This window comes from Mesorhizobium sp. ES1-1, from assembly GCF_020164785.1.
Taxonomy (GTDB): Bacteria; Pseudomonadota; Alphaproteobacteria; order Rhizobiales; family Rhizobiaceae; genus Mesorhizobium.
The window spans coordinates 237,702-263,765 of sequence record NZ_JAIUGX010000008.1; the positions used below are offsets into that span (position 1 = coordinate 237,702).

Here is a 26,064-nt window from a genome sequence, read left to right on the forward strand (position 1 = left end):
CAATCGCAGGACGGTTGCTCACTGCGACTAATATGCAACGGAACCTTCTCCCGTTCGAGCCGGAACGGCTGCCTAAACCAAAAAGGCCGGGCAATGCCCGGCCTTTTGTCTTCAGCCTCAGTAAGTTACCACTTGACCTTGAACGAGGTCGAAAGCGCCGTTACAAGGTCGTTGCCGAAGTCGGCGGTATAGCCATTATCGTAGGTTTGACCATCCTGCGAGCTTACCGCTGTATGGATCGACCCGCTGGTCAGCACGCCGATCGCTCCCCCGACACGGAGCTCCACATTCTTGGTTGGCGTATAGGAAACGCCACCGCCAAGGGTCCAGGTATCGGTCTGGGCGCTGAGGCCAGTGGAGGTCCCGCGATCCCAGGTGACAAGCGCGGCCCCACTCCACTGTTCGTTGAATTTGTGGCCGACGCCGCCGGAAACCGTCCAGCCATCCCGATAAAGCAAGTCAAGAGAGGTCAGTTTCAGTGGGCTGGTTGTCGTGCAGGAGGCCGTGCCGGTCGGGCAAAACGGAATGCTCTGCAATTCGCTCCAATTCACCCACTTTATGGATCCGAACGCCAGCCAGCCGGGAGCTATGCCCGACTGAAGCTTAAGTTCAAGGAATTCCGGAACCGCAGAGGAACCGCTGACATTCGTTACCTTGCCCAAGAATGGATTATTCGGATTGAGCCCCCCAGGCACCTGCGTCAGATCCAGCGTTCCGTCCAGACTGTCGATCTTGACCTGGGAGTTGTAGACCAGGCTGGCGCGGAGCGCGATTTCCGGAATCTCGTAGGCAACGCCGGCCCGCCATCCCCAGCCATCGCCTTCAAGGTCGAGGCGACCTATGCCGGCTCCGGGAATAGGAGCGACCAACTGTTCCTTGAAGCCGGATACATTCTCGTGGAACACGCCGCCGATGAAACGAAACTGTCCCTTTCCAAGATCCATCTTGTAAGAACAGGTTCCGCCCACGGCCTCGCTCTTCACCTGGGTTTCCACGTTACTGTTGGCACCCGCCCAGTTCCGGCCCGGGCTGCTGGATGCGCCGATAGGCTGGCCGTAATCGACGAGACAATCTACGGGGCCCATGCCCGCCTTTATACCGACGCTCGGGATCCAATAGCTTTCAGTGTCGCGCGCGCTGTCGGAGAAACCTGGAATGAGGTTGAGCGGACCGTCCGAAGGATCGGTGTCCTTCACGTTCTTGAGGTCGCGCTGCGGCATCACATAGGTGCCGGTGACCTCACCCGTGACCTGTGCCGGATCGAACAGGAGGTCGATGTCGTAACCGCCGCGTTCCAAGCCGCCTGCATGCGCCGAACCAATGGTCGTCCCGATCAAAGCCAGCGAAAAGCACCCTGCCCCCAGTAGTGCCTTCAAACGCAAACTGTTCATGGATGTCCTCCCCGAATAACCAGTTGCTCAAGCTAGAACCAATTCAGGTTAACGCTGCAACAACGAATTCAAAGGGCGTACATGTACATGCTTGCCAAATCCTCCTTGGCTGAAGGGCACGGCGGCACAGCAGGGCCGAAAACCACTCAAACGTCTGCGTGCGGGGCGCCGAAAATGAAGAAAAGTCGCCCAGAAATCCCGGAAAACAGCCATTTTATCGGACGTTGACGCCCCATTGTTACATTATGGCAACAATAGGGCGAAAACTATCCGTTTGCGGGAACCTTGACGCAACGGCATGCCTCTTCTGAAGACGCAACCCTGCGTCTTCGCCACGGCTAGGCGGCCCGAATCTAATCTTCAGCCGGCGTCCCGGACCCGGGTCAATGCAACCGAAAGCTTGTCTTGCGCATCACGGTATTCGGCGAGCTTTTCGCGCTCGGCCTCGACGATCTCGGCCGGCGCGCTGGCAACGAATCTCTCGTTGGACAGCTTCTTGTGCAGGCGTGCGATCTCCTCGGTGACCTTGGCGAGTTCCTTCTGCAACCGGGCAGCTTCGGCGGTCAGGTCGATCAGGCTGCCAAGCGGCAGGCAGATCGTCGCCTCGTTGAGGACGATCTGCGCCGAGCCCTTGGGTGCTGCGTCCGCCAACGAGATGTCGCCAACTCGCGCCAAACGCTTGATAGCGGACTCCTCGCGCACCAGCCTCTCGCGTGTCACTTCATTGGCGCCGACCACGACCAGCGGCGCTATTGCCGCTGGCGGCACATTCATCTCCGAGCGCACGGAGCGAATGCCCGAAACCAGGTCGACCAGCCAGTTGATGTCGGCGGCGGCCTCCGCATCCTCGAAGTCGGGCGTTGGCCAGGAGGCGTGGCAAAGCAACGAAGCGCGTGCCTTGCCCTCGCCCGCTGTCTGCGCCCAAAGCTCTTCCGTCATGAACGGCATCATCGGATGCAGGAGCTTGTAAATCTCGTCGAGCACGAAGGCGACGCAGGCGCGGCTCTCGGCCTTCGCGGCCTCGTCCGTGCCCATAAACACCGGCTTCAGCAATTCCAGATACCAGTCGCAGAAGAGGTTCCAGACGAAGCGGTAGGCGGCGCCCGCCGCCTCGTTGAAGCGGTATGAGGTGATGCCGTCGGTGACCTCGCGCGCTGCGCGCGTCAGCTCTGTCAGGATCCAGCGGTTGACCGCAAGCTTGGCGTCATTGAGCCAGAACGCATCGTTGCGCGCGACCTCGTTCATCTCGGCGAAGCGCGTGGCGTTCCACAGCTTGGTGCCGAAATTTCGATAGCCGGCGATACGCGCCGGATCGAGCTTCACGTCCCGGCCCTGCGCGGCCATCACTGTGAGGGTGAAGCGCAACGCATCGGCGCCATATTCGTCGATGAGGTCGAGCGGATCGATCACGTTGCCTTTCGACTTCGACATCTTCTGCCCGTTCTTGTCGCGCACCAGCGCGTGGACATAGACGGTGTGGAACGGCTCCTCGTCCATGAAGTGCAGGCCCATCATCATCATGCGGGCAACCCAGAAGAAGATGATGTCGAAGCCGGTCACCAGGACGTCGGTCTGGTAGTGGGTCTTCAGTTCCGGGGTCTGGTCCGGCCATCCCAAGGTCGAGAACGGCCACAGCGCCGACGAGAACCATGTGTCGAGCACGTCCTCATCGCGGGTCAGGATCTCGCCCGGCTTGAAATTCTCAAGCTTGTCTTCGACCCAGGCCTTCCACGGCCCTTCCAAAGCCAGATAATATTCGATCGCCGCGCTCAGCGCTTCTTCCTCGGTCTTTTCAACGAAGACATGACCGTCCGGGCCGTACCAGGCAGGGATCTGATGGCCCCACCACAGCTGGCGCGAAATGCACCAGGGCTGGATGTTTTCCATCCAGTCGAAATAGGTCTTCTCCCAATTCTTCGGCACGAACTTCGTGCGACCCTCGCGCACCGAGGCGATCGCCGGCTTGGCCAGTTCCGCAGCATTGGCATACCATTGCTCGGTCAGGAACGGCTCGATCGGCACCCCGCCGCGATCGCCGTGCGGCACGGCGTGGCGATGCGGCTCGATCTTTTCGAGGAAGCCCCCCGCCTCCATCAGCTCAACGATCCTCTTGCGAGCCACAAAACGATCGAGGCCGTTGAGTTCATCCCAGACCGCCCTCCGCTCAGGCGTCGCATCGAGGCCCGCGAGGAAATCCTCATTGTCGCTGAGATTGATGGCGGCCTCGATCGTGAGGATATTGATCGCCGGCAGCTTGTGGCGCCTGCCGACCTCAAAGTCGTTGAAATCGTGCGCCGGCGTGATCTTGACCGCACCGGAGCCCTTCTCCGGATCGGAATACTCGTCGGCCACGATCGGAATCCTGCGACCGACGATCGGCAGGATGATGTTCTTGCCGACCAGGTGCCGGAACCGCTCGTCCTCAGGATGCACGGCGACCGCGGTGTCGCCCAGCATCGTCTCGGGGCGAGTCGTCGCCACGGTGATGAAGGTTTTCGGGTCCTCGGGATCGAATGCGGCACCTTCTATTGGATAACGGAAGTGCCAGAGATTGCCATTCACCTCCTGCTGCTCGACCTCGAGATCGGAGATCGCGGTCAGCAGCTTCGGATCCCAGTTCACAAGGCGCTTGTCCTTGTAGATCAGCCCTTCCTTGTAGAGGGTGACGAAGACCTCGAGCACGGCCTTGGACAGGCCCTCGTCCATGGTGAAGCGTTCGCGCGACCAATCGGCCGAGGCGCCAAGCCGTTTCAGCTGGTTGAAGATGGCGCCGCCGGATTCGGCCTTCCACTGCCACACTTTCTCGATGAACTCCTCGCGCGTGAGATCGCGCCGATGGATCTGCTTTTCCATCAGCTGGCGTTCGACCACCATCTGCGTGGCGATACCGGCATGATCCATGCCCGGCTGCCACAGCACATTCTTGCCGCGCATACGTTCGAAGCGCACCAGTATGTCCTGCAGCGTGTTGTTGAGCGCGTGGCCCATATGCAAGGAGCCCGTGACGTTGGGCGGCGGTATGACGATGGTGAAGGCCTCGGCCCCCTCTTCGGCGCCCGCCCCGGCTCGAAACGCGTCGGCCTCTTCCCAGATTCTGGCGATCTTCGGCTCGACGGTTTTTGCGTCGTAGGTCTTTTCAAGCATGGGAAAATGGTCCGCGCTGTCGGGATTTGCTGGTCCGGTGTAAATCGGAAGGTCTTGGCCAAGTCAACCGCAAGGGCTGCCGCGAGTCATCGCACGCAGATAGGCGCGGAATAGGTCATTTCAATGGAAGGCGTTGCGCACACCCGAGGCAGAACTTCGCGCTGGGCGTTCGCAAAAGGTGCTTTAAACGAAAACGCGGCCCTCGGCGGAATTTCATCCTAAGCGGCGTTTACTGCGCCCCGCGCGCCACGCGCTCGATCTCCTCGCGCACCAGCCTTTCGACCAGTGTCGGCAGATTATTGTCCAGCCAGTCCTGCAGCATAGGCCGCAGCATCTCCTCGGCCATCTCGTCGAAGGTCTTCTTGCTGCGGCTGGCGAAGGCATCGGACAGTTCGCCGAAAGCGGCGGCGACCTGTCGGCCCGTGTGCTCGGAGACGATCGCCGGACGCGTCGACGACGCCTCTTCGGCTACCGGCCTTTCAGCATTTTCGCTGGATGGCGCCTGCTCGAAAGTTGCTTTGGCGATCGGCTCGTCCCTGAGACTGACCACCTCCGGCTGAACGAGAGAACCGCGCGAGTCGCTTCTGTCCGGCAAAGGCTTGGCCTGCTCGCCGACAGCTGCGATTTCGCGACGCCAGTCCGCTACGATGGAATCGCTCGTGGCGACCGGTCGCACCAATGGCGCTTGCTCGACCGCGGCTGGTTCTGGGGCGATCGAGGCGCCGACTTGTGCCAACGTCAAGGAGGGCCGCAGCGTGCCGGGATCGAAACGCGCAGGTGTTTCGTTGCGCGCGACCGTTGGCTCGGCCGCCGGCGGACGCGACTGGATTTCCGCCAGCGTCACCGGTTTCCTGGCATTGGCTGCGGCGTATGGATCGACACGCGAAGCTTCGGCCTCTGAGACGGCATCGACTTGGGCCAAGCGTTCCAGATCCTGTCGCAACTCTTCGGTCTCACCAGCCGGCTTGCGGCCCGTGTCGCTGTCTTCGATGATCCGCCTGATGGAGGCCAGGATCTCTTCCATGGAAGGTTCGCGCTGTAGGCTGCTTGCCGTTGCCATAATCAGTACGCCGCCCCTGTGACCCAGTGCAGATTCCCGCTCCGGTCTTGCCGGATCGAATCATGTCCATAGCGTAACCGACCGGGCGCCGCGGGAGAATCCCCAATCTGGGGACTCGTGGGATTTCAACAGATTAGAGCAATAAGCCGGAAGCGCTGGATATCGAGGGCGAGGCCGCGACTAGGCCTTCGTCTCAGCGTCCGTCCGGCGTGCGCAGGCCGATCCACTTGTCCTTGACGGCGTTATAGTGCTCCTCGGGCCTGTACTTCACCACGTTCAAGCCGAGGCGGTCGACCGACAGGCGACCGGTCGCCTGCAGGATGGCGTAGCTCGCCACCACCACGTCATGCTCGTAGCTGGCCTGATTGATCTGCGCGGTGATGACCGTCGCCTGCGCGTTGAGGACGTCGAGCGTGGTGCGCTGACCGACATTGCGCTCCTCGATGACGCCGTTCAGCGCCAGCCGGGCGGCTTCGATGACTTGCCTGTTGGCCGCGAGACTTTCCTGCGCGGCGGTGTACTCCGTCCACGCCGCCGTGACAGCCTGGCGCACCTGGTCGCGACTGACGTCGACCTCGATGCGGGCCTGGCCAAGTGATTCCTTGTTCTGGCGAACGATCGCCGAGGTGCGCCCGCCCGAATAGATCGGCACGCTCAGCGTGGCTCCTATGCTGGCCGAATTGGTTGTTCCATCCTGCGAAGCGACGCCGGGCAAAGGCGAGGTGTTGCGATAGGCGCTCGAAACGCCAGCCGAGGCGGTCAATTGCGGCAGGAGCGCGCCTTCGGCCGACTTCACCGAAAACGCGGCCGCGTCGACAAGATGCTGCGTCGCCAAGATGGCCGGATGCTCATTCGAGGCAACACCGATGGCGGCGGCGAGGCTCGACGGCAACAGCTTGCCCAAGGGTGAAGCGCCTTTGAGCTTGCCCGGCTCGTCGCCGACAATCTGGCGATAGGTTGCGGCGCTTGCCAGCGCCTGGGCGCGGGCGGCACTCACCTGTGCCACGGCGGCGGCGCGTGAAGCGTCCGCCTGAGCCACGTCGGTGCGGGTGCCCTCACCCACCTCGAACCGCGACCGCGCTGCGCGGGCCGTCTCGGTCAGGAATTGCAGGTTCTGTTCGGTGAGCACGGCGACCTGACGATCGCGGATCACATTCATGTACGCCTGTGCCGCGCTGAACAGGATATTCTCTTCGGTGTTGCGCAGGCTTTCGACCGAAGCACGCACCTGCGATTCGGCGGCGGCAACGTTGTTCCTGGTCTGGAAGCCGTCGAACAGCGTCTGGTTGATCTGGACCCCGAAATTGCCGGTGGTCAGGCGGACGCTTGAGTTGGTGCCGTTGAGATGGCTGCTCGAGTAATCGATCGACGCCGACCCCGCGATGGTCGGGCGCCAACCCGACTTGGCGATGGCGACGCTCTCGTCGGTGACGCGAACGCCGGCGCGGGCCGAATTCAGCGTGGAATTGTTCTGGTAGGCTTTCGCTAGCGCACCCAGGATGGATTCCGCCGAGGCCGTGAATGGATACAGCGCGGTGGCGGAAACGAGGACGGCGGCAAAAAGGCTCTTGCGTACAGGCAGCACGGTATATCCCTCATTCGTTTTCAATGGGAACCGCGCCGCGTCGGCTTCTCGTTTAGATCAGCCGGCGCCGCGTGTCTGATGTTCCCTGCTGCTCAGCCCCAAAGTGCCCCCAGTTTGCGGATCAGCAACGATAGTTCAACGGCAAGCGACCATGACAAAGCCTCTCCTGCAAGGCAAAATCATTCAGAACTCGAAGGCATGCACATGTTCGAATCCCGGTAGTGGCTTAATTGCCGCATTAAACGCGCGTCTGCCGGTTACAACCCCCCCAGCCTTAAAAAATAGCCTGGCCACGCCGGAATTGCCCTGTCCTTGGACCGCAACGAGGCGGCCGCCATCGGCAAGCTGGTCGAACAGTGCGGTCGGCACCTCTTCTACGCTACCGCCGATGAAAATGACGTCGTACGGCGCCTTCGCGGCATGGCCTTGCGCCAACGCACCCTGAACGACCATCACATTACCGCAACCAAGCGAGGAAAGGGTGGAGCGCGCCGTCTCGGCCAGCGCCGAATCGCTTTCCAGCGCCACGACCGAGCGGGCCAGTCGCGACAGCAGCGCCGAGGCATAGCCGGTGCCGCAACCGACATCGAGCACCGAATCGCTCGGTGTTACCTCGGCCAACTGGATCAGCTTGGCCAGCGGCGAGGCCTCCATCAGGTAGCGCGATCCGCCGGCACCGGTCGCGATGCGGATGTCCTCGTCGATATAGGCGAGATCGCGCTGTGCGGAGCCGACAAAGGCTTCGCGCGGCACATCGAGCATTGCATCGAGCAATGGCGCGCTGGTTACATCAGTGGTTCGAACCTGGCCATCGACCATCTTGACGCGAAGTTCGGAGAAATCAGCGCTCATGTTCCAACCATCCGCCTGCCGCGCCAGATCCGCGCTTTATCCGGAACAACAGGGCTCCAGCGCGAGTGCGCCGGAGCCCGGGTATTGGAGGCCTCGCCCGGAATCGAACCGGGGTGCAAGGATTTGCAGTCCTCTGCGTAACCACTCCGCCACGAGGCCTCATTGCTCCCGGCGTTCCACCCGGTTCCAATAGGTTGCGGCGAAAATGCCGTCAAGCGGCGACCGCGCATTCCGGGCGGTTTCCTTTGGCGAGGTTACTGCAACCGTCAACCCTGAGCACCCTCCCGGCACTGCGCATGGACCGCGGACCGGCCGATCGCCGAAACAGCCGCTTTCATTTCGGCCGCCGGCGCCGCTCCCACCAGACAACGAAGCGGCGCCGCAGGCGGCGCACCATGGCGAACTCATAAGACAGCACCAGCAGGCCCAGCGGCACCATCCAGAAGCCGAGGATCGGCAGGAAACCCAGGATACCGCCAAGAGTCAGCAGGACGCCGATGGTGATTCTCAGCCTGCGCGAACGCGGCATTTTGAACTCGCGTCCGAACACCGAGATCTTTCGCGCGGGAATGTGATCGTCTTGTGCTGTCATCGGCTCGAAAGATTGTCCCTTTGGACCGCTGAAGACCATGTGCGCACCCAACCCGTGGGCGCGATTTCGGTTCCGATATAGACCCCAAGGCGGCTATATGAGGCTGGCCCACGAGGATTGCGAGAAACCATCGCGCGAAAATGCCCGGTAAAAATGCGAAATGCTTCTTTGCAAAGCCGAAAAGGGTTTGCTATAGGCTGCCCCACTCACATGAGAGCCTCTGTTCCCCGGTAGCTCAGTGGTAGAGCAACCGGCTGTTAACCGGTTGGTCGCTGGTTCGAATCCGGCCCGGGGAGCCAAACCTTTTCAATGAGTTAATCTGTTTCCGTCGACCACTCTTGCCAGCAACCTCGTTGGCGGCATCCGGAACTGCAATTCGCTGCTTCGGCGTAAGATCGTAACGGAGGTCAGCCTCAACCAGCTGTTTCCATGATACGCGGGTCTCGAGGCGGCGGGCACTGACCCGCATTGCGATCGGACGGAAACGCGTTTGAATGCATTTTCTCAGACCGGTCTGTCCCTCAATAACGACCACCGTCCCCGACGATGATGAAGGGCGCCCAATAACTGGGGTTTGCCTGCGACGGATCTCCACCATCGATGAGTGCGAGCATCGATCTCCTGAGTGCTTCTGCCCTGCTCAGAGTGGGGTTTTCCGCCATGTCACTAAACACCCCAGTGGTCAGCTTCACCGCTGCGGATGACACGACCGGCCAGTGCGAGACCAGGACGGACCTTGCCCCTGCATAAAAGAACGACCGTGCGAGCCCCGATAGTGCTTCAGCTTCAGGTCGCTCGCCGCCAGCCGTGTTGCAGGCCGACAGGATAACCCAGCTTGCATTGAGGTGTAGACGTGCAATTTCGCTGGCGGTGAGCAGGCCGTCGTCGATTTCGCCCGCAACGGTGGGCGGCGTCAGCGCCAGAGCCGGCTCCGCCAATCCTTCGACGTCGCCGGATACCAGGCCATGCGTTGCGAAGTGAATGATGCGAAACCGGTCGAGTTGTAACGACTTGATCACTTTCTCGGAGGCGTCCTTGCCAAGGAGAAGTTGCGAGCTCCCCTGCGTCGTCAGCGAGTTTGCCACATCCCTGACCTCTGTAGCGGAGTCGGGAAGCTGCGACAGCTGGCGCAGCTTTCCGATATCGGCGAAACCACCTCGAAAATAATCCGACACTCCGGCTCTGGTGGCGCCGGCGCGGACAAACGCTGCATTGCTTGCCAGGATCGGCTCCGTGGGTAAATCGGACCCGTCAGCATCGAAGATCGGTGCGGCGATGCCGAGATAGGCGGTCTGCATTCCGGCATGCTGGCGGGTCTGGCTCAAGCTCCGCAGGCTTGAGACGGAAGGCATCAAGGATATCGCGTGATCGCGCACCAGCCACCGCGCCGCACGCCATGGGTTGGGCGCAGCCGGGTCCGGCTGCTCGGATACGAGCGCATGAAATGGCAGACTGGTCAGCACTCCGTCCGCAACGATCGTCAGACTTTCCTTGTTTGCCACCACCTCCTTCATCGGATGGAGCAGAGCCATGTAGAGGTCGTGGGCAGCGGCAAGTTCCGTGGAGGCCTCGGTTGCGCGAGGATGCGTAAGCGGCTTTGCGCCTCGTGACGAGAGCCCCGGTCCGAGCCCATTTCGAAGCACCGCCACGGCTCTTTCGAGCGCCATGCCCGTCAGTGGCAACCGAAACCAGCGGACGCCGCCACTACTGTCCACCGTCCATGCAAAGCATGCCTCGTCGAACACCGCATAGGTGATCAGGAGTTCGTTCGGGGACAGCAGAGGGCCGATCTCGCCTGCAGGCATCACCGGCACCCTTGCCAATTCGTCCAAGGCCTTGACCTCGGCGGGCCGCCGTCGGTTTAGCTCAAGCACTTCTTGCTCGGCTGAGTATATGTCCTCGCGGACGGTTGTTTCCATGACCCGGCCGCCAGAGTCCGTCCGCGCCATCGCGATAGCGAGCTTTCGATCGAGCGCGACCAGTTGCTCGGCCAGATCCTGACGTTGGCGCAGAAAGACGCGCGCGTCGTCGTTCTCGACCGCCAGCCTGTCCGCGAACGATTGCATCGCCAATGCCGTCGATGAACTGTGCAGCCTTTGCGACACCCCAAACGCTTCGGCGGCACCTCCCTCAGGATCATATGCGTAGAGCGCCTCGAGCAACGCCATACCGGCGGGCTTCATGGAGACAGTTGGTGCGGTGGTTTCCTCTTGGCGCACGGCTTCACGCGTGCTGGCGTATGTTTCGGCGCCGTTCCATGCCTGCCGTGCTGTGACAACGGCGTCTTCCAGCCTGCCGGCCTGCCGCTGTTCGTCGGCGACCCTGGCCCGAGAGGCCGTAGCCTGCGGACTGTTCTCTCCAAAGAGATTGCCGAGCGTTCGCTCCTGTTGTTCGAGAACAGGAATGGCTTCGTTGCTGCGCCCCATCCATTCATAGACCTGCGCCAGGTTCGCCATCGCCGTTGCCAGCGTGGTCGACCGGTCCACCGGTCCGAATGTCGCCTCAAAGACGCTGAGGTCCAATGGAAATGCCAGCGGTTCGGGAAGATCGCGCGCGAACTCGCGTTTGGCCTCCCGGTGCAGATACTCAAGCAGGCCGTCGGCGTCGCCACTGCGGCCCGAAAGCTTCAACCACTTGACCATCTGGATCACACTGCTCGGGCTTATCTCGGCCGGAAACGCTTCGCTGCGTTCCGGTTCCGCCGACAGGAGAAAGCTGCGCTGATTGTAGGCAATCGCCTCGTCGAGTCGATGAAGTCGCATGCTTGTATCGGCGAGCGCATCGTAGATGCGCGTGATGCCTGAATAGGGTGGCTGGCCCGAGCGTTCATTGTAGCGAAGCCTGTAGACCGCCGCCAACGACAGGAATTGCTCGGCCTCGCCATATCGTCCCAGTTGCAGCCTGAAGCTGCCAGTTCTGAAATAAACCTCGCTCCTCAGATCATCGGGCAAATAACTGGCGGTCTCAAGTTTATTGACTGCGCCATCGAGCAGTGCCTGGGCGGCCTTCAGATTGCCCATGGCTGCTTCGGCTTCCGAGAGATTGACGCTGTTGGTCAGCGCGGCGAGGCTGTTGGGGCCGTATTCCCGCCTGTCCATCTCACTGACGATCCTGCTCGCCTGCAACAATTGATCCCAGCGACCGCCTATGCGCATTTTGAGCAGGGCAATGCCGCGGTTCAAACCAGCGAAGCCTGCAATCGCGCCTGGTATGGATTCATCCGGCGCCTTGGAGATGGTACCCAGGACCGAGTCCCGCGCCGTCACCAACCGGATAGTGTCGTGCTCGGCAAGGTGTTCGCAGGACGATGCCGTGCCGTTGGTGCTTCTTGCAGTGAGCAAACGGTCTGCGACCAGTGCCAGATGGATGGCGCACCCCTTTGCAACAGTCAGTTCAAACAGTTTGCGGCCGTCCACCACAACTGCCAGCCGACCTGTGGCACCGTCGGAACCGGCTTGCATATCGAGGGCTAGGCCGGCCATATCGGGAACGAAGAAGCGATCCCCCGGCCCGACCCCCGCGCTGAAGCCAACCAGCTCGTCCCCGGTCGCAACGTGCACATCGCTTTGTCCATCAAGCCCGATGAGCGTGATCCTGCTCGCCTGGCGGGTCTGTTCAGGAACTTGGTCCGGATAGATACCGTAGTCTGCGACGGGGACTTGCACCGCCACGCCGGAGAGCAGAGCCTCCGGATCCAACTCAATGCCAAATCCCTCGCTGGCGGGGAGCTGCGCCTCGCGCCCCCCTACCTCGATCCTGATCTGCGTTGATAGGGCTTTGCTGAAACTGGGCCAGACGATCAGATGCTGGGCGGCTGGCGGCACGTGGTACCCGTTAGACGGCAAGACGCCGCCAAAATACCGGCGTCCCAGCACATCCATGACGAGCACGTTTGACCACCGCTCCCGCGGCTTGATGACAATATCCCGGCCAGAAACCACCTGCTCCGCTTCGTCGATCGCGTGGCGGAGCTGGCCCTGTCTGTGCTCGATGGCTGACCAGACATCCGCAGAAGCCAACCGCAGCAAACCCAATCTTGCCTGGGGCTCGAGAGGCCCCTGCTGGACCTCCTGATAGAGCCGCCGAGCTGCCTCGATATTGCGAGAAACGCCGTGGCCCAATTCCAGCATCCGCGCCAGGTTCAGGCGGGCCGCATTGGATCCCTTGTCAGCCGCCTTTTCATAATAGATGGCCGCCTGCCCCGCCGAAGGCCGAAAGCCGCTTGCCTGGGTAGCTCCGCTATTGGCGTCGAGATCCTCTAAACTAGAAGGTCGATACGCCGGTGGATCGGCGCCCAGATTCAGATTCCCCATTCTCAAAAGGGCATCTGGCACATTCTTGGCGATTGCCTTTTCCAGCCAAGCCGCGGCTTCCGCCAGCCGGGCTGCCGAGGAACGCCCGGTCGCCTCGAGCACGACTTGCCTGTTGGCTGCAAGCAACTCGTCGGCAGCGATTATGTCATCGCTTGATTCGGGCGTCGTTTCAGTTTCGCTGTTGCTCTGCGGTATCGGCAACAGCAGGACGTCTTGGGAGAGGTCGGACAGTTGCAGCAGGGCAGCGGAATTGCCGTTCTCTGCCGCCTTTCGAAGCCAGATATACTGCTTGAGCGGATCTCTTGGCAGGCCTCTCGCACCCGACCCATACATGCTTGCCAGCAGGCGCATTGCGTCCGTGTCGTTCTGATCCGAGGCCAATCGAAGGAGCTTCGCGGCCCTCAAAGGATCCTTTTGTACTCCCAGACCGTGGAGGAGCATGTAGCCCAGACTGTATTGCCCCCAAGCCGAACCTTGGTCGGCGGCTTTGGTGAACCATTGAGCGGCGGCCCGATAGTCGCGCGGCATGTTCTGACCGAGATAGAGTTGCACGCCCAACGCGTGTTGCGCCGAGGCGTGGCCAGCCATCGCGGCACGGTTCAGAAGCGCTAGCGATCGAGCAACATCCCGCCTCTCCGGCTGCGCGTTCATCGACAGAATCGCAAGCCTATACATGGCTTCCAGATTGCCGGTCCGTACAAGGGAGGAATACTGGGCGATCGCCTCATCTATACGGCCTGCACGCAGCAGGGCCTCCGACAGTGAAAGCGAAAGAGCGGCATCGCTCGGCGCGACTGCCAATTCGCGTTGACATGCCGCCACAGTGATTTCGGCCGGCGTGTCGGTGTTAGAAACACATGCATGCTGACCGCTGGCAGTATCGGCTTTCGCGAAACCCGTCAGGCCGATCAGGCATAACCAGCAAATGATCAATCGGAACGCCAGGCTGACGGACGCGCCGCAGAAGTTTGCCGTTGCGCGAACCCACCACCGCGGCGGCGGCGGTGAGCAATCGCAACATGATATGCGCAGTCTGATCGGCATTCCCAATTATTGCCAGCAATAGCAGAGGGTTGGAATGGGGATAGCAGCAACTTCAGATCTTAATTTCGGGCCCTGTCGCGACCAAGCAGAGCCGGCTCCGTCACTGTGTAATCAGCTTGTCAGCTTGAGTGACGCAGAACACTCACTTTTCCGCGTTCGGACATGGAGTAACTGAAACCAGACACCACTCGCTGCCGTAGTTTGGGGTTTCAGCAGGAAGCATCGAGATGCACTTCAGGAGGTTTCGCTGCCAACGGTGCCTGGGCTTGGGCAAGATCGTTCAGTGCAGCGAGAGGCAGGAAGCTCAAGGCGCGTGCTGTCCCGCCGGCAAGCGCCGCAGGCAATGCAAAGGCGGTTTAATGACATGCCCGATCTGCCGCGGAAGCGGGCTTCTCAATACGCCCTGACGAAGCCGATCAGGTGCGCTCCGGACGCACCATTTCGACCGACAGCGAGCCGGCTGGGAGCGGCCGTAGAAGTTCAGCCTCGGGCTTCGTCAGGTTGAGCCAAGCCGCCCAGTCTTCAGGCCGAAGCACCACGATCTGTCGGCTGTGGATGGGCGCGACATCCGGCCCAGGCTGCGTCGTCAGCATGGTGAAGGTCGGCGGCTTGTTGCCGGCGCCCTCGCGCCAAAGGCCGGCAATCGCCATGAATGGCGCGCCGTGGAGGGTGAAGCGATGCTTGGCCCTGGGATACTTCGTGCCCGTGAATTCGAAGAATGCCGACGCCGGGATCAGGCAGCGTCTGCTGTTCCCGAATTGTCGACCTTCGGAGCGGAAGTTGAAGACAGGCCCGCCCTTGGGGCCGGACGGCGGAAATCCAAACGTCATCGAGGCGAGCTCGACGGTATCGCCATCGGCGCGCATGATCGGCGCTGGGTCGTTTATGCGGACATCGTCCGCCTGCGGCAAATCGAGTTCGGTCTGGTGTGCCGGCATTTTCAGCGCAAGAGACGCCATCGCCCGGCAATATTCACCCCATGCGACATGCTGCTCGTAGTCATTGCACATATCCAGGCGCTCCATCGCCGATGACTATCGCCCAAGCGGCTGCTTGGAGCCCGTTTGGCGCGGCCTTGGCGACCGTGATAATATCCGACGCAGCTTGTTCAGGAACATTGTCCTCCATCCAACGGTCGATGAAGTTACTGCCAATCGTGTTCATTGCTAAACAAATCACAACACTGGCCCTGGGTTCCTTCCTCGCGGAAATCCCTCCTCGCCCGACGGGTGATCGCATAGCCTTTACAAGGGTCTAGTCGCCTGCCTGGAATGAGATAGGATGTGCGCAGCAAACTGAGGCTTATCCGGCAGGATATTCATGATCCTAGTTTTTCGCGCATGGCAGGAATTTGTCAGGCTGCCGCCATTCGGGCCAAGAGCTCGCGCCGCTTCGCTAGCTGTCGGGGCTGTTCTGATGTGGGCAACTTGGCCAACCCTGGCCATATGGGCGCGACCAGCGCCTCCATTCCTGGTTCTGTCGCTAGCGTCGATAGTCGGCTTCTCTGTTTCGGTAGCTCGAGCGGCCGCCTCGGGGCACATTGGAGCATTCGTCCGGACCTCGCCACGGACAATCCTGCTCGTCACAGTGGGATTGCTGGTGAACAATGTCCTGTATCTGATGGCTATGCCTCGCATCGGGCCTGCCGAGGCGAACGTCATTGCCTACCTTTGGCCAATCCTTCTCGTGTTGATCCTGTCGGCGGCACACCGAAGCCCATTGATGGTCGGTCAGTGGGGAGGTATTCTTGCAGCGTTCCTTGGTGCCGCGCTGGCAATCGGCCCCACCTTTTCCCACGGCTTTGACTTGCTCGGGCTAGCGCTTGCTTTTTTGAGTGGCCTCAGTTTTGCGATCTACGCCGCGCTGCGTTCTCTTGGCAAGGAACCTCATGATGTCATTGGCCCATCCATGGGGATTATCGGCGCCATCTGCATGGTGCTGCACGCCATCTTTGAGCAGCCCGTATCCCTCACCGGCGCGCAGTGCCTGGCCATTGCTGCAATCGGAGTTGCACCACTGACATTGTCCAACGCCCTTTGGGACCGGGCCAGCCGCAGCGGCCATGCCGCAACGATCTCGGGCATCGCGTACCTGACGCCGCTTGTCAGCCTTCTCCTGCTCGCCGCATTCGGCGTGGCATCTATATCGTGGATGACCATCGTCGGCGCCCTTTTGATCGTAACTGGCGCGTACACTGCTTCACGAACGAACTGACACCGTCGGCATTCACGCAAGCCAATAGGAAGTCTCAGATCGGGCTCCTCGCGGAAATCGCCAAGCGAAGCGGTCCGAGCGTGGGAAGAGCCATCAACACTCCCACACCCGGACTGTCGCGAACTCAGATTTGAGCCTGACCGCCGTCGACGAAAAGTTCTACCCCGTTGACGAAGCTTGCCTCATCCGACGCAAGGAACAGCACAGCCCTGGCGATCTCGTCCGGCTCGCCGACCCGCCCAAGCGGGATGCGCGTGCCGAAGTAGTCCAGGAGACCCTGCTGCTTTTCCGCATCGTCGCCCGCAAGCCCGACAAGTCCGGGCGTTCGCGTCGCGCCGGGGCTGACGACGTTCACCCGGATGCGGCGGTCTTTCAGGTCGAGTATCCAGCTACGGGCGAAGTTGCGCACTGCAGCCTTGCTCGCGGAGTAGACGCTGAAGGCGGCTGTTCCCTCGCTGCCTGCTGTCGACCCAGTCAGCACGATTGCGCCACCGTCTTTCAGCAGCGGCAGGGCCTTCTGCACGGTAAACAGCGTGCCCTTCACGTTAGTGCCGAAAGTGCGGTCGAATTGCTCCTCGGTGATCGCGCCGAGAGGGGCGAACTCACCGCCGCCGGCATTGGCGAAGACCGCGTCTATCTGCGCGTGCTGCTGCTGGACGGCATCGTAGAGGCGGTCGATATCGGCAAAATTTGCCATGTCGCCCTGCACACCCGTCACGCGGCCGCCTATCGACTGCACCGCCGCATCCAGCGCATCCTGCCGGCGCCCGGTGATGAACACGGAGGCTCCTTCTTGCGAGAACGCCCTTGCAGTCGCAAGGCCGATGCCGCTCGTGCCTCCCGTCACCACTACAACCTTGTTCTGGAATCTGTTCATTGCGTTCTCCTTCGTTGGGCGGCCTGTCCGCGACAGGTCTGGAGATGTGAAGAGAACGATGCTGCTTACAGAGAGCAGATGTGGCACATAGCGTTCCACCGGAGGAACGATGCGCCACGACCTCAACGACTACGTTTATTTCGCCCAGGTGGTCGCCCATGGCGGCTTCACCGCTGCCGGCAGGGTGCTGCAGCAGCCGAAGTCGAAGCTGAGCCGCCGAATCTCCGCATTGGAGGCCCATCTCGGCGTACGGCTCATAGAGCGCTCCAGCCGACGCTTCCGCGTCACCGAGATCGGGCAGACCTTCTACGAGCGCTGCCGCGCCATGATGCTGGAGGCGGATCGTGCCGAAGCGCTGGTCGCCGAGGCGCAGGCCGAGCCACACGGACGCATTCGCATCAGTTGCCCGCGCAACTTGGTCAAGGCGATGTCGCCGGTGATCCGGGGGTTCCTTTCCCGTTTCCCAAAAGTGCAACTCCAGCTCATCGTGACGGATCGAGCCGTTGACCTCATTGAAGAACGTATCGACGTCGCCCTTCGCGTGCGCCGCGAACTGACGAGCGACGCCTCCCTCACCATGCGCTCGCTCGGACGTTCGCGATGGATCCTCGTGGCTTCCCCACAGATGGCGAGCAGCCTTGGCACCGATATAGCCGAACTCGCTGCCCTGCCTACGCTCGGATCAAGCGATGACGCGCACGAGATCATCTGGACCCTCGAGCACCAGGACGGTGAGACCCATGTGCTGCGCCATGAGCCGCGCATTAGCTGCGCGGACTATGCCCTTCTCTGCGATGCGGCTTCGGACGGGCTGGGCGTGGCCTTCCTGCCCGACCATGCTTGCGCATCGCATATGGCCTCGGGACGGCTCGTCCGCATCTTCCCGGATTGGCGCAGCAAGGAAGGTATCGTCCATCTGGTCTTCACGACCCGTAGGGGACTGCCGCCAGCGGTGCGCGCCCTCATCGACCATATGGCGAAGGAATTTCCGGAACTGTCGCCGGCAGAGCTTGGCCGCACCCTTGGCTGATGGAATTGGCCGGTCGGCGGTCGCGCCGACAGCCAGCCGGCACTCTGATCCCAGGGCGGAGACGTGACGCGCCCGTGAGCTACGGCACGAAAATAAGAAACAGATAGGCGCCGAAAACGACCAGATGGACCAGGCCGGTGAGAACGGTCGTGCGGCCGGTCCCAAAGGATATGACGCTGATCGCCAGCGCCAGCAGCAACAGCACGGTGTCGCCGGATTCAAGTCCGAGGGTCAGTCCTCTCCCGGTAATCAGGCTGGCGGCCGACACGGCGGGGATCGTCAGGCCAATGGTGGCGCAGGCGGACCCCAGAGCGACATTCATGCTGCGCTGAAGGTCGTTCCTGAGCGCCCACTTTATGGCGGAGACGGCCTCGGGCATCAGCACAAGCGTGGCAATGAAGGCGCCGACGATCGCATCGCTCTGCGCGACCCGCAGCGCCGCCAACCCATCCTCTATGCTTCCGGCGATCAGTTCGGTCAGCAGCACGATGCCGGTGAGGCCGAGCACCAGCAGCACGATGTTGGGCGCAAGTGCTTCGGCCGCCGCATCTGCAGCATCCTCATGGTGCGAATCGACATCACCCACGAAGTCGCCGCGATGGCGCACCGTCTGGGCAAAGACAAACGCGCTGTAGAGCAGAAGCGACAGCGTGCTGACGAACGCCAGCTGCAGCGGCGAAAAGGTGCCGGGGCTCGTCGTCAAGGTGAAGTTGGGCAAGACGAGCGTCAGCACCGTCAGCGCGATCATCACGCCCAGATAGCTGCTGGTGCCCTGGCGGATGATGTCCTGATGCAGGTGCCGCCAACCGCCGAAGGTCAGGCACACGCCGACGACGCCGGTGCAAACGATCATCACCGTCGAGAAAACCGACTCCCGCGCGAGCGTCGGATTGTTCTCGCCATGCAACATCATCGAGATGATGACGGAGACTTCGATAGCGGTGACCGCAAGCGTCAGAACCAGCGTGCCATATGGTTCTCCGACGTGGTGCGCGACCGCTTCGGCGTTGCGCAGCACCATGAACACCGTCACGAACACCAGGCATGCCGCGAGCAACGACAGGACAGTCCTAGCCGAGAAGCCCAAATCGTCCAGTGGCAACAGACCCGATTGGCACACCGCCGCCAGAACAAAAGTGCCGGCCGGAAGAAGCCGCATCGCCGACCGAACCGGCCCCGTTCCGGCCGGCCGCTTTTTCACGTCGGTCGCCTCAGTTTGAGCGATCATGACGTTCGGTCCGTTTGCCTGTCCAAGGGTTCACCTCAAAAAGATCGTCGCCAATGGCTGGCTTCCCGGGCCCGTGAAGCCTCTGCGGGCCTTTGGAGACTTGCCGCTCAAACCGACAAGAGCACGAACATGCCGGGCATGACCAGTACCGAGGAGGTAACCGATCATCGTCTGCTGAGTGCCGGTTACGCGATCACGCCATACGCAACGGAGCCACCATTGCTAGATTGCTCTTGCGGCGGATCTGATTCGCCCGGCCGGCGCCATCATCCTAGCTCCCACCCCAATGACGCCGGCCATTTTTCATCCCCATGGGTGTCCCACTGCCTGTGGCCACACCGGCATCCGATCCACCGATCGCGGCTCCCTCAGCCGCAAGCCGGATGAACGGCGGAACGGACAGCATCCACTCTGCCCGGCACGCAACAATTTCGCATATGGAGCCGGCCGGCGCCGGGCTGGCGCTTAGGGCGCCCTTGCGCGCAGCCTGCCGGCGCGCGATGCTCGCCCTTTCCTGGAGGGAATCATGCGAAAAATCCTGGCGTCCTCGCTGTTGCTTACGGCGGCCCTTTGCGCAGGCCCCGCCTTGGCGCTGGACAGCACCAGCACTGCCGTGGTCGTCACGCCGCTGGCTTCCCGCACGACCACCGCCTCGGGCCAGCAGATCACCCTGCCGGGGAAGAACGTCCAGGTCTTGGTTTCGACCTATGACATCGCGCCCGGGGCGACCTTGCCGGTGCACCGTCACCCCTTCCCGCGCTATGCCTATGTCGAGGCGGGAACGCTGAAAGTCACCAATGTCGAAAGCGGCGACAGCAACACCTACAAGACCGGTGATTTCATTATCGAGATGATCAGCCAGTGGCACCAAGCCACCAACATCGGCGATAGCCCGGTCAAGCTGCTGGTGATCGATCAGGTCGAGGAAGGCGCCAAGAACACGGAACTGCGTCAGTAAACGGCGAGCGCTCGTTCGGCACAACTCCTGCCTGGTTGGCGTCCCACAATTCACGCTTTCGCGTCAAACGGCCCGATGCTAGGGCTGGCGAACACATCATGGATTGGACCTCCCCTTGACCACCCAAACCCGCCCACCGCTGATCGAAATCTGTGTCGAAGGCATAGATGGCCTCCTGGCCGCGCAAGCCGCGGGCGCCGACCGGATCGAGCTGTGCGCCAGCCTGATGGAAGGCGGCATTACGCCGAGCCTCGGCACGGTCCGCGCCGCCCTCGACCAGGCGACGGTACCGTTTCACGTCATGGTGCGGCCACGCGGCGGCGACTTTCTCTACAGCGAAGCCGAATACCGCTCGATGCTCGACGATGTCGCCGCCCTGCGCGACCTTGGCGTGCCAGGCGTGGTGTTCGGCTGCCTGAACCCGGACGGTACCGTCGACGAGGCGCGCATGGCCGCGCTGACCCAAGCCGCCGGGCCCTTGAACGTCACCTGCCATCGCGCCTTCGACATGACACGCGACCCGTTCGAGGCGCTCGAAGCGCTGATCCGCTGCAAGGTCGGCCGCGTGCTGACCAGCGGGCAGCGCGACACGGCTGTCGAGGGCGTGTCACTGTTGGGGGATCTGGTACGATTGGCTGGCGACCGCATCATCATCCTGGGCTGCGGCGGGCTTGATCTCCATACGATCGCGGGAATTCGCGCCAAGACAGGGCTGGTCGAAATGCATTTTGCCGCGCTCAAGGATGTGCCGAGCGCGATGATCTACCGCAACCCCAATGTCGGCATGGGAGGCTCGGACCTCGACCGGGAGTACCGCAACACAGTGACCGACATCGATCTCGTCGGCGCCACCATCAAGGCGGCCAAGGCATGATTTCGGCCGCCACTCCGATCAGCCCTGTATCGGCCGGGGACGAGGCGGCGATCCTTGCGCTCAACAACGATCACGCGGCCGAACTTTCATGGCTTGAGCCCGAACGGCTCAACGTCCTGCTCGGCCAGGCGTTCTACGCCCGCAGAATCGGCAATGTCGAAGCTTTCATCATGACCTTCGACCAGGATGCCCAATACGACAGCCCGAATTTCCTGTGGTTCCGTGAGCGCTACAGCCGCTTCGTCTATGTCGATCGCGTGGTTGTGGCGGCGCGAGCTCGCGGCCGCGGCCACGCCCGCCGCCTGTACCAGGATCTCTTCGATCACACCGCCCGCGCCGGGCAAACACTGGTCACATGCGAGGTCAACAGCGACCCGCCTAATCCGGCGTCAGACGCCTTTCACGCCGCTCTCGGTTTTGCCGAGATCGGCGACGCGGTTATTCATGGCGGCAAGAAGGCGGTGCGCTATTATGCGAGATCGCTGCCGGCCTAATTTGACCGCCGGGCGGGACAATGGCATCGCTCACCAATTGCGGTTCAGCCAGGAGCGGGCCGGCCTCTCCACGAAATAGTAGCTGCAGAGCGCGCAGCCGAAGGCCCCGGCCAGCATGAGCCACGAATTGCTGCCTTGCTCGTAGACGAATTTGTAGAAGGGCTGCTGCCACAGATACAGCGAATAGGACCATAGGCCGAGCATTGTCATCGGCCAGGACGACAGGACACCGGTGACATGCCGGGGACTGAAATCAAGCGCGTTGACGGCCAGCGCCAGCAGCGGCACGGCAAGCAGATAATGGACCGGCGTTGGCACAGCGTCGAGAAACAGCGCAACCGCGAGGATCGTGGCGAGCACTGCCACCTGCTTGCCGCGGAGGGCAGCGGGCAGTCTTCCATCCGCCTTGAGGAGGCAGATCGACGCCGACAGCAGAATCGACGCGATATGCACATCGGTGCGCCAATAGGTGGACTCGTAATCGAGGCCGAACAGCCAGTACGAAACCGCGCCGTTTGCCATCGCGAGCCCGGCCAGCACCAGCAAAAGCAGGACGACCCTGGGGCGACTTGCGACGACGACGCTGATCACAGCCAGGATGATATAGGCATGCTCCTCGATGCAGAGCGACCAGATATGGTCGAGCGCGCCGGCGCGGGCCACCAGAATACCGGCATAATTGTAGGTGAATGTCAGCGCCGTGAGCGCCGCCTTCCATTTGAAGGCGACAAATGTGCCGGAGAGCGCAATCATGGCGACGACGACGTAGGCCAGGAGCGCGGGATAAATCCTTGAAAAGCGGCGCTTGAAGAATGTCTTGAGCGGATTGCGCTCTATGAACAAGATTTCGGCCATCAGCCGTCCGCTGAGGACGAAGAAGAATTCGACGCCCATGACGCCGAAGTTGATGCCAGGAACGGGAAAAAAGTGGCCGATCAGGACCAGTGCGATCGACAGGCCGCGCCAGCCGTCGAGGTAGGCGAGCCTGGTCCGTGACGCTGCGTCGGCGACGATGGGCTGGTGAGGCACAAGAGGCGCCACGGAAACTTCGGTCATGCCTTCACCTTCGCACAGGACAACGCGAAGGGTTCGAAACGAACGGTGCGCTCGGAACCTACCCCGCATATCCCCGCCCAGGGGCCATACTGCAACGCAGCATGTTTCTGTGCAAGTGCGAGATCAGGGATCAGCCGACGAAAAAGGAGCCTCGACGGCTCCTTTCTTGTTTGGAATCGCCAGCATTCAGGCGTTGGCAGCCTTCACCGCCCGCTTGGCCATCACCATGATCAGATTGGCGCGATAGTCGGCGGAAGCGTGTATGTCGCTCATCAAATTGCCTGCCGACATTATGACGCCCTGGAGCGCAGCCGTATCGAAATTCCCGGCCAGCGCCGCTTCGATCTCCTTGGCGCGGAAGACACCATTGTCGCCGGCCCCGGTGACGGCGACTCTCACGCCGTCATTGCCCTGAGCCACGAACACGCCCACGATGGCGTAGCGCGATGCGGGATTGCGGAACTTTTCATAAGCCGCCTTGGCCGGCACGGTGAAGCGGACCGCTGTGACGATCTCGCCTTCATTGAGCGCGGTCTCAAACAGGCCCGTGAAGAACGCCTCGGCGGCGATCTCGCGCGTGTTGGTGACGATGGTGGCGCCAAGCGCCAGCAGCGCCGCCGGGTAGTCGGCCGCCGGATCGTTGTTGGCGATCGATCCGCCTATCGTGCCCTTGTAGCGTACCGCGGGATCACCGATCAGCGAAGCCAGATGCGAGAAAGCAGGGCAGGCCTTCTTCAGCGTTTGATCGTTCGCAACCTGGTAATGTGTGGTCCCGGCACCGATGGTGACGGTCGTGCCCGCCACGGTAATGCCTTGCAGTTCCTTGATCCGGGCCAGGTCGACAAGATCGGACGGCGCCGCCAGACGTGTCTTCATGGCGGGGATCAGCGTCATGCCGCCGGAAAGCAGCTTGGCGTCGCCGCTCTCGATCATCTTGGCTGCGTCTGCGACCGTGGCTGCGCGGTGGTAGTTGACTGAGTACATCTGATTCCTCCTCAGTGTTTGGTCGTTGCGCGGATCGCTGCCCAGACCGTGGATGGCGATGCGGGCATTGCGAGATCGTTGCTGCCGATGGCGTCGGTGATGGCGTTGATCACCGCCGGGGGTGAGCCGATGGCGCCGGCCTCGCCGCAGCCCTTGATGCCGAGCGGATTGCCCGGGCACGGCGTGTTCGAGGTCGAAACCTTGAACGACGGCAGGTCGCCAGCGCGCGGCATCGTGTAGTCCATATAGCTTGCGGTCAGCAGCTGGCCGCCATTATCATAGTGCGCTCCCTCCAGCAGGGCCTGGCCGATGCCCTGCGCCAATCCGCCGTGCACCTGTCCTTCGACGATCATCGGATTGATGATGTTGCCGAAATCGTCGGCGGCGACGAACTGGACGATCTCCGTCGTCCCGGTCTCCGGATCGATCTCGACCTCGCAAATATAGCAGCCGGCCGGGAAGGTGAAATTCGACGGATCGTAGAAGGCTGTCTCTTTCAGACCCGGCTCCATTCCGCCGGGCAAATTGTGCGCGGTATAGGCGGCGAGCGCCATCTGGAACCACGGCACGTTCTTGTCCGTGCCGGCCACCTTCAGCGCACCGTTCTCGATGACGATATCGCCCTCGTCGGCCTCGAGCAGATGGGCGGCGATCTTCTTGGCCTTGGCCTCGACCTTGTCGAGCGCCTTGACGATGGCCGACATGCCGACGGCGCCCGAGCGCGACCCGTAGGTGCCCATGCCCATCTGCACCTTGTCGGTGTCGCCATGGATGATGGAGACCGAATCCAGCGGCACGCCGAAGCGCTCGTTGACCAACTGCGCGAAGGTCGTTTCATGGCCCTGGCCGTGGCTGTGCGAGCCGGTCAGCACCTCGATCGTGCCGACCGCATTGACGCGCACCTCAGCCGATTCCCAGAGGCCGACGCCGGCACCGAGGGAGCCGACTGCCGCCGACGGCGCGATGCCGCAGGCCTCGATATAGCAGCTCATGCCGATGCCGCGCAGCAGGCCTTTCCTGGCAGCCGCCGCCTTGCGTTCGGGGAAGCCGGCATAGTCGGCCTCCTTCATGGCCGCGTCGAGCGATGCGGCATAGTCGCCGGCATCGTAGCACATGATGACCGGCGTCTGGTGCGGGAACGAGGTAACGAAGTTCTTGCGCCTGAGTTCGGCGGGGGAGACGCCGAACTGGCGCGCCGCTGTCTCCATCATGCGCTCCATGACGAAGGTCGCTTCCGGCCGCCCTGCCCCGCGATAGGCGTCGACGGGCGCAGTGTTGGTGTAGATCGCCTTCACATTGGCGTGGATGGCCGGGATGTTGTACTGGCCCGACAGCAGCGTGGCGTAGAGGTAGGTCGGTGTCGCCGATGAGAACAGCGACATGTAGGCGCCGAGATTGGCCTGCGTCTCGACCTTCAGCCCCAAGATCTTGTGGTTCTCGTCGAACGCCATTTCGGCATGGGTATGGTGATCGCGACCATGCGCATCGGTAAGGAAGCTCTCCGTCCGGTCAGCCACCCACTTTACCGGCACGCCCGTCTTCTTTGACGCCCACAGGCAGATGATCTCTTCGGGATAGATGTAGATCTTGGAACCGAAGCCGCCACCGACATCGGGGGCGATAACACGCAGCTTGTTCTCCGGCGCGACATTGTAGAAGGCACTCATCACCAGCCGCGCGACATGGGGATTCTGCGATGTCGTCCAGCAGGTGTAATGGTCCTCGGCCTTGTCGTAGTGGCCGAGCGCTGCACGCGGCTCCATGGCGTTGGGGACGAGCCGGTTGTTGATGATGTCCATCTTGACGACATGGGCAGCTTGTTTGAAGGCCGCCGTCGTCTCGTCGGCGTTGCCGATGTCCCAGTCGAAGATCAGATTGTTATCGGCCTCCGGATGTATTTGCGGCGCGCCGGCGTCCATCGCCTTCGAGGCGTCGACGACGGCCGGCAGTTCCTCGTAGGTGACCTCGACCGCCTCGGCGGCGTCGCGCGCCTGCCCCTTGGTCTCGGCGACGACGATGACGACGGCATCGCCGACATAGCGGACGCGGTCGAATGCCAGCGGCGACCATGCCCCCATCTTCATCGGCGAGCCATCCTTGGAGTGGATCATCCAGCCGCAGATGAGGTTGCCGATCCCGTCGGCCTTCAGTTCATTGCCGGTAAGGACGCCGATGACGCCGGGCATGGCTTGCGCCGCCGTGACGTCGATATTCGTGATCTGCGCATGCGCGTGCGGACTGCGAACGAAGGCGGCATGCTTCATGCCGGGCACAACCATGTCGTCCACATAGCGGCCGGCGCCGGTGATGAACCTTTTGTCTTCCTTGCGCGCTACGCGAGCGCCAACACCTTCAATGCCCATTAGAC

At 62.0% G+C, this 26,064-nt stretch carries 19 protein-coding genes and 2 tRNA genes; 6 read left to right on the forward strand and 15 right to left on the reverse strand.

What is annotated here, in order from left to right; translation table 11 throughout:
• Positions 1 to 125: 125 nt before the first annotated feature.
• From LB513_RS15995 to LB513_RS16025, 7 genes are all read right to left on the reverse strand, one after another.
• Positions 126 to 1,391, reverse strand: coding sequence for an OmpP1/FadL family transporter (locus tag LB513_RS15995; RefSeq protein WP_224664458.1), 1,266 nt, complete (start codon positions 1,389 to 1,391; stop codon positions 126 to 128).
• A 360-nt stretch (positions 1,392 to 1,751) separates the two neighbouring features.
• Positions 1,752 to 4,535 (reverse strand): valine--tRNA ligase, encoded by a 2,784-nt coding sequence (locus tag LB513_RS16000; protein WP_224664459.1) that lies wholly within the window; start codon positions 4,533 to 4,535, stop codon positions 1,752 to 1,754.
• Between the two features lie 229 nt (positions 4,536 to 4,764).
• Positions 4,765 to 5,595: a PopZ family protein gene (locus LB513_RS16005; RefSeq protein WP_224664460.1), complete on the reverse strand. Its 831-nt coding sequence runs from the start codon at positions 5,593 to 5,595 to the stop codon at positions 4,765 to 4,767.
• A 193-nt stretch (positions 5,596 to 5,788) separates the two neighbouring features.
• The gene (locus LB513_RS16010) at positions 5,789 to 7,177 is read right to left on the reverse strand and encodes a TolC family outer membrane protein (protein ID WP_224664522.1); all 1,389 of its coding nucleotides are present in this window, start codon (positions 7,175 to 7,177) and stop codon (positions 5,789 to 5,791) included.
• A 186-nt stretch (positions 7,178 to 7,363) separates the two neighbouring features.
• On the reverse strand, positions 7,364 to 8,032 hold the full coding sequence (locus LB513_RS16015) for a protein-L-isoaspartate O-methyltransferase family protein (RefSeq protein ID WP_224664461.1): 669 nt from the start codon (positions 8,030 to 8,032) through the stop codon (positions 7,364 to 7,366).
• Positions 8,033 to 8,117: 85 nt separating this feature from the next.
• Positions 8,118 to 8,191, reverse strand: a tRNA-Cys gene (locus LB513_RS16020).
• 175 nt (positions 8,192 to 8,366) lie between these two features.
• Positions 8,367 to 8,624, reverse strand: a complete 258-nt coding sequence (locus LB513_RS16025; protein ID WP_224664462.1) for a hypothetical protein — start codon at positions 8,622 to 8,624, stop codon at positions 8,367 to 8,369.
• A 224-nt stretch (positions 8,625 to 8,848) separates the two neighbouring features.
• Here LB513_RS16025 and LB513_RS16030 point away from each other — a divergent pair.
• Positions 8,849 to 8,923 (forward strand) — tRNA-Asn (locus LB513_RS16030).
• Between the two features lie 222 nt (positions 8,924 to 9,145).
• Here the strand turns inward: LB513_RS16030 and LB513_RS16035 are convergent.
• The 3 genes from LB513_RS16035 to LB513_RS16045 all read right to left on the reverse strand — a co-directional run bounded on the left by LB513_RS16035 (position 9,146) and on the right by LB513_RS16045 (position 15,145).
• On the reverse strand, positions 9,146 to 13,870 hold the full coding sequence (locus LB513_RS16035; protein WP_224664463.1) for a CHAT domain-containing protein: 4,725 nt from the start codon (positions 13,868 to 13,870) through the stop codon (positions 9,146 to 9,148).
• A gap of 527 nt (positions 13,871 to 14,397) precedes the next feature.
• Complete coding sequence (locus LB513_RS16040) at positions 14,398 to 14,991, reverse strand: SOS response-associated peptidase (protein ID WP_224664464.1); 594 nt, start codon at positions 14,989 to 14,991, stop codon at positions 14,398 to 14,400.
• Complete coding sequence (locus LB513_RS16045) at positions 14,981 to 15,145, reverse strand: hypothetical protein (RefSeq protein ID WP_224664465.1); 165 nt, start codon at positions 15,143 to 15,145, stop codon at positions 14,981 to 14,983. Before LB513_RS16045 ends, LB513_RS16040 begins: the two co-directional genes overlap by 11 nt.
• Positions 15,146 to 15,301: 156 nt before the next feature.
• Between LB513_RS16045 and LB513_RS16050 the strand changes: the two genes are divergently transcribed.
• Entirely contained in the window at positions 15,302 to 16,195 is an 894-nt protein-coding gene (locus LB513_RS16050) for a DMT family transporter (RefSeq protein WP_224664466.1), read from the forward strand.
• A 124-nt stretch (positions 16,196 to 16,319) separates the two neighbouring features.
• Here LB513_RS16050 and LB513_RS16055 read toward each other — a convergent pair whose 3' ends face one another.
• Positions 16,320 to 17,072, reverse strand: coding sequence for an SDR family NAD(P)-dependent oxidoreductase (locus LB513_RS16055; protein WP_224664467.1), 753 nt, complete (start codon positions 17,070 to 17,072; stop codon positions 16,320 to 16,322).
• Between the two features lie 109 nt (positions 17,073 to 17,181).
• Between LB513_RS16055 and LB513_RS16060 the strand changes: the two genes are divergently transcribed.
• Positions 17,182 to 18,102: a LysR family transcriptional regulator gene (locus tag LB513_RS16060; protein WP_224664468.1), complete on the forward strand. Its 921-nt coding sequence runs from the start codon at positions 17,182 to 17,184 to the stop codon at positions 18,100 to 18,102.
• A gap of 79 nt (positions 18,103 to 18,181) precedes the next feature.
• On the opposite strand, the gene LB513_RS16065 is transcribed toward LB513_RS16060, so the two are convergent.
• Positions 18,182 to 19,330, reverse strand: coding sequence for a calcium:proton antiporter (locus tag LB513_RS16065; protein ID WP_224664469.1), 1,149 nt, complete (start codon positions 19,328 to 19,330; stop codon positions 18,182 to 18,184).
• Between the two features lie 526 nt (positions 19,331 to 19,856).
• On the opposite strand from LB513_RS16065, the gene LB513_RS16070 reads away from it, so the two are divergent.
• The 3 genes from LB513_RS16070 to LB513_RS16080 all read left to right on the forward strand — a co-directional run bounded on the left by LB513_RS16070 (position 19,857) and on the right by LB513_RS16080 (position 21,656).
• On the forward strand, positions 19,857 to 20,288 hold the full coding sequence (locus LB513_RS16070) for a cupin domain-containing protein (RefSeq protein WP_224664470.1): 432 nt from the start codon (positions 19,857 to 19,859) through the stop codon (positions 20,286 to 20,288).
• Positions 20,289 to 20,403: 115 nt separating this feature from the next.
• Complete coding sequence (locus LB513_RS16075) at positions 20,404 to 21,162, forward strand: copper homeostasis protein CutC (protein ID WP_224664471.1); 759 nt, start codon at positions 20,404 to 20,406, stop codon at positions 21,160 to 21,162.
• Positions 21,159 to 21,656 (forward strand): GNAT family N-acetyltransferase, encoded by a 498-nt coding sequence (locus tag LB513_RS16080; RefSeq protein WP_224664472.1) that lies wholly within the window; start codon positions 21,159 to 21,161, stop codon positions 21,654 to 21,656. The genes LB513_RS16075 and LB513_RS16080 overlap by 4 nt, the downstream gene beginning before the upstream one ends.
• 30 nt (positions 21,657 to 21,686) lie before the next feature.
• On the opposite strand, the gene LB513_RS16085 is transcribed toward LB513_RS16080, so the two are convergent.
• From LB513_RS16085 to LB513_RS16095, 3 genes are all read right to left on the reverse strand, one after another.
• On the reverse strand, positions 21,687 to 22,712 hold the full coding sequence (locus tag LB513_RS16085; protein WP_224664473.1) for an acyltransferase family protein: 1,026 nt from the start codon (positions 22,710 to 22,712) through the stop codon (positions 21,687 to 21,689).
• A 186-nt stretch (positions 22,713 to 22,898) separates the two neighbouring features.
• Positions 22,899 to 23,696, reverse strand: coding sequence for an FAD binding domain-containing protein (locus LB513_RS16090; RefSeq protein ID WP_224664474.1), 798 nt, complete (start codon positions 23,694 to 23,696; stop codon positions 22,899 to 22,901).
• An 11-nt stretch (positions 23,697 to 23,707) separates the two neighbouring features.
• Complete coding sequence (locus LB513_RS16095) at positions 23,708 to 26,059, reverse strand: xanthine dehydrogenase family protein molybdopterin-binding subunit (RefSeq protein WP_224664475.1); 2,352 nt, start codon at positions 26,057 to 26,059, stop codon at positions 23,708 to 23,710.
• Positions 26,060 to 26,064: the final 5 nt, after the last annotated feature.

What these genes read in the sequence shown, in the direction of transcription:
- LB513_RS15995 (WP_224664458.1), bottom strand. Translation starts at nt 1,391, where the DNA reads ATGAACAGTTTGCGTTTGAAGGCACTACTGGGGGCAGGGTGCTTTTCG.
- LB513_RS16000 (WP_224664459.1), bottom strand. Translation starts at nt 4,535, where the DNA reads ATGCTTGAAAAGACCTACGACGCAAAAACCGTCGAGCCGAAGATCGCC.
- LB513_RS16005 (WP_224664460.1), bottom strand. Translation starts at nt 5,595, where the DNA reads ATGGCAACGGCAAGCAGCCTACAGCGCGAACCTTCCATGGAAGAGATC.
- LB513_RS16015 (WP_224664461.1), bottom strand. Translation starts at nt 8,032, where the DNA reads ATGAGCGCTGATTTCTCCGAACTTCGCGTCAAGATGGTCGATGGCCAG.
- LB513_RS16025 (WP_224664462.1), bottom strand. Translation starts at nt 8,624, where the DNA reads ATGACAGCACAAGACGATCACATTCCCGCGCGAAAGATCTCGGTGTTC.
- LB513_RS16040 (WP_224664464.1), bottom strand. Translation starts at nt 14,991, where the DNA reads ATGTGCAATGACTACGAGCAGCATGTCGCATGGGGTGAATATTGCCGG.
- LB513_RS16045 (WP_224664465.1), bottom strand. Translation starts at nt 15,145, where the DNA reads ATGAACACGATTGGCAGTAACTTCATCGACCGTTGGATGGAGGACAAT.
- LB513_RS16050 (WP_224664466.1), top strand. Translation starts at nt 15,302, where the DNA reads ATGATCCTAGTTTTTCGCGCATGGCAGGAATTTGTCAGGCTGCCGCCA.
- LB513_RS16055 (WP_224664467.1), bottom strand. Translation starts at nt 17,072, where the DNA reads ATGAACAGATTCCAGAACAAGGTTGTAGTGGTGACGGGAGGCACGAGC.
- LB513_RS16060 (WP_224664468.1), top strand. Translation starts at nt 17,182, where the DNA reads ATGCGCCACGACCTCAACGACTACGTTTATTTCGCCCAGGTGGTCGCC.
- LB513_RS16065 (WP_224664469.1), bottom strand. Translation starts at nt 19,330, where the DNA reads ATGATCGCTCAAACTGAGGCGACCGACGTGAAAAAGCGGCCGGCCGGA.
- LB513_RS16070 (WP_224664470.1), top strand. Translation starts at nt 19,857, where the DNA reads ATGCGAAAAATCCTGGCGTCCTCGCTGTTGCTTACGGCGGCCCTTTGC.
- LB513_RS16080 (WP_224664472.1), top strand. Translation starts at nt 21,159, where the DNA reads ATGATTTCGGCCGCCACTCCGATCAGCCCTGTATCGGCCGGGGACGAG.
- LB513_RS16085 (WP_224664473.1), bottom strand. Translation starts at nt 22,712, where the DNA reads ATGACCGAAGTTTCCGTGGCGCCTCTTGTGCCTCACCAGCCCATCGTC.
- LB513_RS16090 (WP_224664474.1), bottom strand. Translation starts at nt 23,696, where the DNA reads ATGTACTCAGTCAACTACCACCGCGCAGCCACGGTCGCAGACGCAGCC.
- LB513_RS16095 (WP_224664475.1), bottom strand. Translation starts at nt 26,059, where the DNA reads ATGGGCATTGAAGGTGTTGGCGCTCGCGTAGCGCGCAAGGAAGACAAA.